Annotated in this window: 9 protein-coding genes and 1 pseudogene; 4 read left to right on the top strand and 6 right to left on the bottom strand. The window is 38.3% G+C overall.

Annotation, left to right across the window (positions count from 1 at the left end; all coding sequences use genetic code 11):
* Nucleotides 1–282 precede the first annotated feature (282 nt).
* The 3 genes from rpsR to rpsF are packed head-to-tail and all read right to left on the bottom strand — an operon-like array spanning nucleotide 283 to nucleotide 1,348.
* Nucleotides 283–522 (bottom strand): 30S ribosomal protein S18, encoded by a 240-nt coding sequence (gene rpsR / locus FRX51_RS03365; RefSeq protein WP_000068664.1) that lies wholly within the window; start codon nucleotides 520–522, stop codon nucleotides 283–285.
* A 29-nt stretch (nucleotides 523–551) separates the two neighbouring features.
* Nucleotides 552–1,046 (bottom strand): single-stranded DNA-binding protein, encoded by a 495-nt coding sequence (locus FRX51_RS03360; RefSeq protein ID WP_146495835.1) that lies wholly within the window; start codon nucleotides 1,044–1,046, stop codon nucleotides 552–554.
* A gap of 11 nt (nucleotides 1,047–1,057) precedes the next feature.
* The gene (rpsF, locus tag FRX51_RS03355; RefSeq protein WP_146461155.1) at nucleotides 1,058–1,348 is read right to left on the bottom strand and encodes a 30S ribosomal protein S6; all 291 of its coding nucleotides are present in this window, start codon (nucleotides 1,346–1,348) and stop codon (nucleotides 1,058–1,060) included.
* Nucleotides 1,349–1,527: 179 nt separating this feature from the next.
* On the opposite strand from rpsF, the gene mutY reads away from it, so the two are divergent.
* Nucleotides 1,528–2,685 (top strand): A/G-specific adenine glycosylase, encoded by a 1,158-nt coding sequence (mutY, locus tag FRX51_RS03350; RefSeq protein WP_146495833.1) that lies wholly within the window; start codon nucleotides 1,528–1,530, stop codon nucleotides 2,683–2,685.
* Between the two features lie 33 nt (nucleotides 2,686–2,718).
* On the opposite strand, the gene FRX51_RS03345 is transcribed toward mutY, so the two are convergent.
* Nucleotides 2,719–3,240, bottom strand: coding sequence for a CvpA family protein (locus tag FRX51_RS03345; protein WP_146495831.1), 522 nt, complete (start codon nucleotides 3,238–3,240; stop codon nucleotides 2,719–2,721).
* The gene (locus FRX51_RS03340) at nucleotides 3,237–3,530 is read right to left on the bottom strand and encodes a hypothetical protein (RefSeq protein WP_146461149.1); all 294 of its coding nucleotides are present in this window, start codon (nucleotides 3,528–3,530) and stop codon (nucleotides 3,237–3,239) included. The genes FRX51_RS03345 and FRX51_RS03340 overlap by 4 nt, the downstream gene beginning before the upstream one ends.
* Nucleotides 3,531–3,638: 108 nt before the next feature.
* On the opposite strand from FRX51_RS03340, the gene rnhC reads away from it, so the two are divergent.
* From rnhC to FRX51_RS03325, 3 genes and pseudogenes are all read left to right on the top strand, one after another.
* Nucleotides 3,639–4,538, top strand: a complete 900-nt coding sequence (gene rnhC / locus FRX51_RS03335) for a ribonuclease HIII (RefSeq protein WP_146495829.1) — start codon at nucleotides 3,639–3,641, stop codon at nucleotides 4,536–4,538.
* A gap of 9 nt (nucleotides 4,539–4,547) precedes the next feature.
* Entirely contained in the window at nucleotides 4,548–5,138 is a 591-nt protein-coding gene (gene lepB / locus FRX51_RS03330; protein WP_146461145.1) for a signal peptidase I, read from the top strand.
* 64 nt (nucleotides 5,139–5,202) lie between these two features.
* Nucleotides 5,203–7,399: pseudogene (locus FRX51_RS03325) on the top strand (ATP-dependent RecD-like DNA helicase); the annotation flags it as partial.
* 251 nt (nucleotides 7,400–7,650) lie between these two features.
* Here FRX51_RS03325 and dinB read toward each other — a convergent pair.
* Nucleotides 7,651–8,751, bottom strand: coding sequence for a DNA polymerase IV (gene dinB / locus FRX51_RS03320; RefSeq protein WP_146495825.1), 1,101 nt, complete (start codon nucleotides 8,749–8,751; stop codon nucleotides 7,651–7,653).
* Nucleotides 8,752–8,878 lie beyond the last annotated feature (127 nt).

The following is an 8,878-nucleotide window of genomic DNA, read 5'->3' as shown; positions in this document are numbered from 1 at the left end:
GTTTTCACTGACTTATTGTTTTATTAACAGGTTATTCTCATAACCCGCACTTGGTTCGTCTTATTCAGTTCTCAAAGGTCTTAACGTCACCTCTCAGGCGACAACTATTACATTCTATCAAACTATAAACCAACTGTCAACTACTTTTACAAAAAAAATTAAAAAAAAATTGTGAAGCGTTATTTTACCGCTCTGTTTGATCACTCTTAGTGACGTTTTGGGAAAGTCTTTTTGACTTAATTCAAAGTAAATTAAAATCCGTCCTAAGAGGACGGACAATTTTTAATCTTCGTTAACGAACGGCATAAGAGCCATGACACGAGCACGTTTAATTGCTGTTGTTACTTTACGTTGATTTTTCGCTGATGTTCCAGTCACACGACGTGGTAAAATTTTACCACGTTCTGATACGAAACGACTAAGCAATTCTGTGTCTTTGTAATCAACATATTCAATTTTGTTAGCTGCGATATAGTCAACTTTTTTACGGCGTTTGAATCCGCCACGACGTTGTTGAGCCATTATATTTCTCCTTTATATAGTCTTTCCCATTAAAATGGTAAATCGTCATCTGAGATATCCATAGGATTACTTGCTCCAAAAGGACTCTCATCTCGACCAAAGTTTGGTGTTTGCGATTGAAATCCACCTGATTCATTTCCAAAATTAGTCGGGGCTGAACCATAAGGTGAATCATAGCTAGTAGCTGAACCAGCATCTCGTGTAGCACGACTTTCTAAAATTTGAAAGTTGTCTGCCACTACTTCAGTTACATAAACACGCTGACCTTGAGCATTGTCATAGTTGCGTGTTTGAATGCGACCAGTAATTCCCAAAAGCGTGCCTTTTTTAGCCCAGTTAGCTAAATTTTCAGCCTGTTGACGCCAGATGACAATGTTGATAAAGTCAGCCTCTCGCTCACCTGCCTGATTCTTAAAGTTACGATTAACTGCTAAGCTAAACGTGGCCACTGCTTGGTTATTTGGTGTGTAACGAAGTTCAGCATCACGGGTCATACGCCCGACTAGTACTACATTATTTATCATAAACTACCTTCTTAAGCGTCAAGTTTTACAATCATGTGACGAAGAATGTCATTGTTGATTTTTGATAAACGGTCAAACTCGTTAAGAGCTGCATCGTTAGTCGCTTCAACAGTTACGATATGGTAAAGTCCTTCACGGAAATCTTTGATTTCGTAAGCAAGACGACGTTTTTCCCAAGCTTTTGATTCAAGGATAGTTGCTCCGTTGTCAGTCAAAATTGTGTCAAAACGTGTTACCAAGGCGTTTTTCGCTTCTTCTTCAATGTTTGGACGAATGATATAAAGAATTTCGTATTTAGCCATTGATGTATTTCCTCCTTTTGGTCTAATGACTCATGACTTTTGCCACGAGTAAGTGAGGTATTCTCACAAGATATTATTATATTACCTTTTCATTAAAATAGCAAGAAAAAACTATCATAATTTTATTTTTCTATCCTAGCTTATGCTATAATGAAGAAAATTATAGATTGGGGAAAAGGATGAATCTAGCAGATTATGGCATTGACATGTGGGATACTGATAAAATCGTATCGTTTAGAAAGACCTTACTGGCTTGGTATGACAAAGAAAAACGTGATTTACCTTGGCGACGTAGTAAGAACCCTTATCACATTTGGATTTCTGAGATTATGCTTCAGCAAACTCAAGTTATCACGGTTATTCCCTACTATCAACGCTTTTTAAAATGGTTTCCTACAATTAGTGATTTAGCCCATGCTGAGGAAGAACTCTTGTTAAAGGCTTGGGAAGGTCTGGGCTACTACTCTCGTGTGCGTAATATGCAAGCTGCAGCTCAACAGATTATGACCAAGTTCTCTGGTCAATTTCCTACGACTTATGACGATATTAGAGGATTAAAGGGAATCGGTCCCTATACAGCTGGTGCCATTGCTAGTATTGCTTTTGATTTGCCAGAGCCAGCTGTTGATGGCAATGTGATGCGAGTAATCGCTCGGCTTTTTGAAGTTGATTACGATATTGGAGATCCCAAAAATCGTAAAATCTTTCAACATATCATGAAAATTCTCATCGATCCTAAGCGCCCTGGGGATTTTAATCAGGCTTTAATGGATTTGGGTACCGACATAGAGTCTGCCAAAAATCCACGACCTGAAGAAAGCCCAATCCGTTTTTTCAGTGCGGCTTATCTACACGGGACGATGGATAAGTATCCTATTAAAAAACCTAAGAAAAAGCCTCGCCCACTCCAATTAGATGCTTTTATTATCACTAATAAAACAGGACATTTACTCCTAGAAAAAAAGACTAAACAAGGCTTACTAGCTGGATTTTGGTCCTTTCCATTATTGGAAAGTCAATTCAAACACCAATTAGATCTGTTTGATCAAAATAAAGAGGACGTGTTGGAAAATTACGACCCCAAAGCTACTTTCAGCCAAAACTATCAACTACATCCAGACTGGTCATCTGAAACATTTCCAGCTATTTCTCATACCTTTAGTCATCAAAAATGGCATATTGAACTACATAGCGGACAGGTTGAAACCGAGTCAGTAAATCAATCAGCAACTTTGACTTGGGTGGCTCTTGAGCAGCTTGAACAATATCCTATGGCAACCGCTCAAAAAAAGATGCTAGCAAGCTATCTAAAAATTTGTAATCAAAAAAAGGCCTAGGAACATTCTAGCCTTTTTTAATAACCACAACTATTAACTCCACCAAGTGCTAAAAAGTGGTAAAATATTGACCAAAACCTTTACGAATCCACTACTATATAATCTTTCTTGTAAACTAGTCAAAGGTACAGTTGCTAAAATCGTCAGAACCATACTAATGCCTAACAAAGTCACTAAGACAGATAAACCACCTGCCAAGATATTTCTAAAAGCACTAGTTAAACTATCGACTTTAAATAAATGAACAAACAGCCCTAAAATACGTCCTGTTAAATAGACGGATAAATAAAGCAAAAAGAAAGCAACCCCTGCATAAAAGACATCATCTAAAGAAAAAATATCTCGATTGATGAAAAAACGCATTTGAGCATCTTGACTAGGATTAGAATAGGGTACCCACAAAGTGAGGGCTTGAGCCACTTGGCGATAAAAAAGATTGGCGACAAACAAGCCTAATAAACTGGTTAAACTATAGTAGGCTTGTAAAAATATGCCACGCGCATAACCAATGTAAAAAGCCCAAACCAAGATTAGAGCAATGATTAAACTGATCACTTTTTGCTATCTCCTTTATCTTCAAGACGGCTTTGTGCCACACTTGTCCATTTTTCCCATTCTTTACGTTCTTTGTCAAACTCTTGTTCTCGACTTAACTGTAAGGCCAAACTATTAACTGCCAATAAAATAGCAATGGTTTCATCATCGGCTTGCGGTAAACGCTCCTTTAAAGCTTCATATTTCTCGCGAGCCAAACGTTCGACTTCTTCCATGAACAAATTGTCATGATCCATCGTTAAGGTCAAGGCTTTTTTGCCAAAAGTAAATTTATAGCGATTCTTACTCATCGTTTTCTCCTCGTTTGTTTCCATTATACCTTAAAAGTAGCTTTTCGTAAAATAGAAGAAAACTTTTATTTAATGAAAACTCCTCTTGATTATGATAGAATAAAAGACATGAATACAGTTGTTATGACCCTAGGAGATGGCGCAACAAATCAGTTGACGACCCGTTTATATGAATACCAAACTCCAAATAAACAAGCATACGTCCAATTCACTGCAAAATATCAAGGCGTGACTGTTCAACTTTATCATTCAGGAAAGATTGTCTTTCAAGGAAAAGAGGCACTCTCTGTAGCAAAAGCATTTGGTTACCAAGACCATACGCCCAAGCCAGCTAGTCAAACTCGTCAGATTACTAGCATGATTGGCACTGATGAGGTTGGAAATGGTTCTTACTTTGGTGGCTTGGCTGTTGTGGCTAGTTTTGTCACTGCCCAAGATGAAGGATTTCTAAAAAAATTAGGAGTAGCTGATTCTAAGCAATTAAACGATGCTAAGATTAAAGCACTCGCCCCTATTTTAAAAGAAAAAATTCGTCACAAAGCCTTACTTTTAACACCAAAAAAATACAATGAATTGATTGGTCAAGGAAAACCTTATAATGCTGTTTCTGTTAAGGTCGCCCTACACAATCAAGCTATTTTTCTTCTTTTGCAACAAGGTATCCAACCTGATAAAATTGTTATTGATGCATTCACAACAATGGCAAATTATCAAAAATATTTGAAACAAGAAAAAAATCCCATTCAGTGCGAGTTTCATCTCGAAACCAAGGCAGAGGATAATTATTTGGCAGTTGCAGTCAGTTCAATTATTGCCCGTCAACTTTTTTTGGAAAATTTAGAGCAATTAGGACAAGAAGTCGGACATCAACTCCCAAGTGGTGCTGGGGCTCAATCAGATCAGGTTGCTAGCCATATCCTAACTCAACAAGGACAAGCAACTCTTGCAAAAGTTGCTAAATTACATTTTGCGAATACGAATAAAGCATTAAATCTACTAAAAAAATAAGGTCTTATCATGAAAACAGTTAAATCTTTTATCAAAGAATGGGGAAGTTTTACTCTCATTCTCACTCTCTTCTTTCTATCTTGGATGTTTATCTGGTTCAATGTCCGCGTTGAAGGGCATTCGATGGATCCCACTCTTAAAGACGGACAACGTTTGTTTGTCCTAAAGGTCACTCCAATCGATCGCTTTGATATTGTGGTCGCCCAAGATGGCAATAAAAAAGTGGTTAAACGCGTTATCGGTATGCCAGGTGATACCATTACTTACAGTAATGATAAGCTATCTGTCAATGGACAAGAAGTTCAAGAAGATTACTTGAATGAGTATGTCACAGCGTTTCAAAAGGACAAGTTACAAGCAACCTACTCTTACAATAGCATGTTCCAACAACTAGCCAACCAAGCCAGTGCTTTTACGGTTGATGCGAATGGATCGGCTGAGTTTTCTGTAACTGTCCCTCAAGGACAATATTATCTCTTAGGTGATGACCGACTGGTGTCCAAAGATAGTCGGGCTGTGGGTACCTTTAGTGAAGAACAACTCATTGGAGAAGTGGCCTTTCGTTTTTGGCCTGTAAGTAATCTTGGAACGGTTAAATAAATGATGGTGCTGAGTGGTTGAAAATGAGATTCTACCACTCTTTTTGATAAATAAGGAAATAGATATGGATTATTATTTTTCAGGTAGGGTCGAACGAATTATTTTTGAAAATGCCAATAATTTCTTTAAGATTCTTTTATTAACAATTGACGACAGTGATAGTGATTTTCCTGATAGTGACATCATCGTCACAGGTACTATGGCTGATATTATCGAGGAACAAGACTACACTTTTTGGGGGCAGTTAACAATTCATCCCAAGTATGGTGAACAATTACAAGTTAGTCGATATGAAAAAACCAAGCCGTCTTCATCTGGTCTTATTAACTACTTTTCTAGCCAACAGTTCAAGGGAATCGGTAAAAAAACAGCTACTAAGATTGTTGAGCTGTACGGTGATAATCCCATTGATAAAATTTTAGAGAATCCAGATGCCCTTAAAACGATTTCTGGATTATCAGAAACTAATCGTAAGGCCTTTGTCGCCAAACTTAAATCAAATTATGGTACCGAGCAAATTCTTACGCAACTCGCCAATTATGGTTTAGGTAATCAACTAGCAGTTGCCATTTTTGAACAATATAAAGAAACAACCCTGCAAATCATTTCGGAAAATCCTTATCAGCTAGTCGAAGATATCAAGGGAATTGGCTTTAAGCTAGCCGACCAATTAGCAAAAGAAATTGGTATTGCTGATGATGCACCAGAACGCTTTCGAGCAGCTCTTATTCACTGTCTTAACCAACTCTGCTTAGATAAGGGTGACACCTATGTTGAAGCAAAAGAACTGCTCGAAACAAGTCTGACATTGCTCCAAGAAGCTAGGCAAACCGAGTTAGACCCTAGCTTGGTTGCAGAACAACTCAGTCAACTGATTACTGAAGAAAAGGTGCAACATGTTGACACTAAAATTTTTGACAATAGTCTTTTCTATGCTGAAGTTGGTATCCACAAGCATCTCAATCGCTTGTTAAAAGAGGACTTGCCTGAAAAACTAACAACAGAAAAATTTGAAGAAGAAATCCAAACAACAGAAAAAGAACTGGGGATTTCTTATGATCAGCAACAAAAAGAGGCCATTTATCAAGCCCTTAGTCAGAAAGTGTTCATTTTAACTGGTGGGCCTGGGACTGGAAAAACGACAATTATCAATGGCATTATTAACATCTATGCCCGTCTTAATGGTCTCGATTTGAAAAAACAAGACCTACCAATTATCCTAGCAGCCCCAACTGGACGAGCGGCTAGACGCATGAATGAATTGACTGGTTTACCTAGTGCCACCATCCATCGTCATTTGGGATTGACGTCTGAAGATAGCGACTACCAAAGCATTGATGATTATTTAGATGGTGATTTGATTATTATTGATGAATTTTCAATGGTGGATACCTGGTTAGCCAATCAACTGCTGTCTGCTATTTCATCCAACACCCAAGTAATCATCGTTGGGGATAGCGACCAACTGCCCTCAGTAGGGCCTGGACAAGTCTTAGCCGACCTTCTTCAGATTGCACAAATTCCAAAAATTCGTCTGACTCGCATTTTCCGTCAATCTGACCAATCAACCATTGTGACCCTTGCTAGCCAAATCAGAGATGGTTACCTGCCTAGTGATTTTAGTGAGAAAAAGCCAGACCGTTCTTATTTCGAGGCTAACCCTCAGTATATTCCGCAAATGATTGAACGTATTGTGCAAGTAGCTATTAAAACTGGCATTGCCCCCCAAGACATTCAAATCCTAGCTCCCATGTATCGTGGACTTGCTGGCATCAATACCCTAAATAAGCTACTGCAAAATCTTCTCAATCCGTTAGATGATGAACTTGAATTCACCTTCAACGACACCAGTTTTCGTCGTCATGATAAAATTCTCCATCTTGTGAATGACACCGAAATCAATGTCTTTAATGGTGATATTGGTTACATTAGGGATTTAGTTCCTGCCAAATATACTGACAGCAAGCAAGATGAGATTATTTTAGAGTTTGACGGTATTGAAACCTCTTATCCAAGAAAAGATTGGCACAAGATTACCCTAGCCTATGCCATGAGTATCCACAAGTCACAAGGTAGTGAATTTCCTGTCATTATCCTACCACTGACGCAGCAAAGTGGACGTATGCTCCAACGTAACCTCCTCTATACTGCCATTACCAGAGCTAAAAGCAAACTCGTTATGCTAGGGCAAATTTCCGCCTTTGACTATGCCGTTAGCAACGAAGGCACACAGCGTTTAACCTATCTCAAGGAACATTTTGAAAGTCCAGATGTCCCCAAACAAAGAGAAACTTTTCCACAAGATGTGGATAAGGTTGTGGAAATCTTCTCGAATCCTGTGGATAAACAAGAAAACTATCGTCTAACTGAGGACAACTGGCAAAACATCGATCCCATGATTGGTTTGGAACAGGCTGACATTGATCTTTTTTTCAAAAATTCTTAACAAACAAAAGAGGACCCGAAACCAAGTCCTCTTTTTATTGCATTAAATTTGCTTACTAGAACTAGTTTAATTCTCCAAATCCAGTAGAATATCTTGACCTTGATCTGATAAGCCAGTGGCTGTTACCCCAAGCAGACGGATACCTGAATTGTTTTCTTCTATTTCTGTAAAAATCTGCCAAGCATGTTGCTGAATACTCTCAACATCTTGCCTTGCTTGCTCCAAACTATGCCGTCTAGTTAAGGTTGAAAAATCTGCATAGCGAATTTTTAACACAATCGTTTTAGCCAATTTTCCATTTTTAATTAACAAATTGGCCACACGCCGTGCATTCTTATTGATTTCTGCCTGAATATCTTCTTCATTGTAAAGTAGCTTGGCATAGGTTCTTTCACTACCGATTGACTTGCGTACTCGATCAGGATTGACTGGGGAGTGGCTAATCCCCCTAGCCTTACGATAAAGATCGTAGCCAAAACGACCAAATTGATCAATCAAAGTCATCTCAGGCAAGTCTAGTAAGTCTTTTCCTGTAAAAACCCCTAAATCATGCAGGCGTTGAACAGATTTCTTGCCCACCCCGTGAAATTTCTCAATGGGTAAGTCAGCTAAAAATGCCTGTGCCTCTTCTGGTAAAATCAAGGTCAAACCCCTAGGTTTTTCAAAATCACTAGCCAATTTGGCCAAAAATTTATTGTAAGAAACACCTGCCGAGCAGGTTAACTGCAATTCTTGCCAAATATCATGCTGAATTAGCTTAGCAATCTTAATGGCAGACTTGATGCCAAATTTATTTTCTGTCACATCTAGATAAGCTTCATCAATACTCATTGGCTCAACCAAGTCTGTATAACGCTTAAAAATTTCCCTTGCTTGCAGACCAACTTGTCGATATTTTTCATAATGACCAGAAATAAAGATGGCTTGTGGACAACGTTCATAGGCTTCCTTGGAACTCATTGCCGAGTGAATACCAAAGGTTCTAGCCACATAATTACAGGTTGATACGACTCCTCGACCACCTGTCAGACGAGGATCTGCACCAATTACAACGGGTTTTCCCACCAAATGCGGCTGATCTCTTTCTTCAATGGCTGCAAAAAAAGCATCCATATCAATATGAATAATCTTTCTTGATGTGTCTTGTTTCAAAGGGAAAATTAACATCGCTTCTCCTTTTTCATTCCAATCCAACATCATTATAATACAGTTTATAAAAAGTTGACAACTGTTTTATAAAAGAATTTTTCAAAAAAAGCACTCTACTTATTGCAAACGCTTACTTTTGCGATAT

This window comes from Streptococcus sp. sy010 (assembly GCF_007859175.1).
GTDB lineage: Bacteria > Bacillota > Bacilli > Lactobacillales > Streptococcaceae > Streptococcus.
Note: the sequence above shows the minus strand (reverse complement) of the source record. Positions and strands in the feature narration are given on the sequence as shown.

Excerpts from the sequence above, each read along its gene's own strand:
- rpsR (WP_000068664.1), bottom strand. The coding sequence starts at position 522 with ATGGCTCAACAACGTCGTGGCGGATTCAAACGCCGTAAAAAAGTTGAC.
- FRX51_RS03360 (WP_146495835.1), bottom strand. The coding sequence starts at position 1,046 with ATGATAAATAATGTAGTACTAGTCGGGCGTATGACCCGTGATGCTGAA.
- rpsF (WP_146461155.1), bottom strand. The coding sequence starts at position 1,348 with ATGGCTAAATACGAAATTCTTTATATCATTCGTCCAAACATTGAAGAA.
- mutY (WP_146495833.1), top strand. The coding sequence starts at position 1,528 with ATGAATCTAGCAGATTATGGCATTGACATGTGGGATACTGATAAAATC.
- FRX51_RS03340 (WP_146461149.1), bottom strand. The coding sequence starts at position 3,530 with ATGAGTAAGAATCGCTATAAATTTACTTTTGGCAAAAAAGCCTTGACC.
- rnhC (WP_146495829.1), top strand. The coding sequence starts at position 3,639 with ATGAATACAGTTGTTATGACCCTAGGAGATGGCGCAACAAATCAGTTG.
- lepB (WP_146461145.1), top strand. The coding sequence starts at position 4,548 with ATGAAAACAGTTAAATCTTTTATCAAAGAATGGGGAAGTTTTACTCTC.
- dinB (WP_146495825.1), bottom strand. The coding sequence starts at position 8,751 with ATGTTAATTTTCCCTTTGAAACAAGACACATCAAGAAAGATTATTCAT.